The sequence below is a fragment of the Methylobacterium sp. WL116 genome, assembly GCF_008039455.1.
Taxonomy (GTDB): domain Bacteria; phylum Pseudomonadota; class Alphaproteobacteria; order Rhizobiales; family Beijerinckiaceae; genus Methylobacterium.
Window position 1 is genome coordinate 1 of the sequence record NZ_VRUV01001060.1, and the last position, 616, is coordinate 616.

A 616-nucleotide genomic window follows, 5' to 3' on the forward strand; every position below is an offset into this window, starting at 1 on the left:
GCGTGCGGATGGTCGCTGCGCCAGTGGCCGCCGCGGCTCTCGCAGCGACCGAGTGCCGCCTGCGCCATCATCAGGGCGGTGAGCGCGGCGTCGCAGCCCGTTTCGGCCAAGCGCGACAGGCCGTCGACGGCGATCTGCAGGCCGGCCGCGTCGCGGACCACGCCGACATGGCGCTCCATGATCGCCCGGATCGCCGGCAGGTCGCTCGATGCGCGCGCGGTGCGGATCTCGGGCAGGACGGCGGCCGGAGGCATCGCATCGAAGGCGTCGGCGATGAAGTCGGAGAAGGCCAGCGCCTCGAGCAGCGAGTTGCTGGCGAGCCGGTTCGCGCCGTGCAGGCCGGTCGAGGCGACCTCGCCGTTGGCGTAGAGGCCGGGAACGCTCGACGCGCCGGTGCCGTCCACCCGGATGCCGCCCATGTGGTAGTGCGCCGCCGGCCGCACCGGGATCGCCTGCCGCGCCGGATCGATGCCGGCCGTCGCGCACAGGCCCGCGACGGTGGGGAAGCGCGTCGGCATCGAAGCGCCGAGCGCCCCGCGGGTGTCGAGGTAGACCGTGCGGCCCCGCGCCAGGGCCTGGAAGATGCCGCGGGCGACGACGTCGCGCGGGGCGAGGT

Annotated in this window: 1 protein-coding gene; it reads right to left on the reverse strand. The window is 75.3% G+C overall.

Translation table 11 applies throughout. From position 1 onward, the window contains the following. Positions 1-616: FAD-binding protein (locus FV223_RS29395; protein WP_147730086.1), on the reverse strand; the 616-nt coding region annotated here is incomplete at both ends.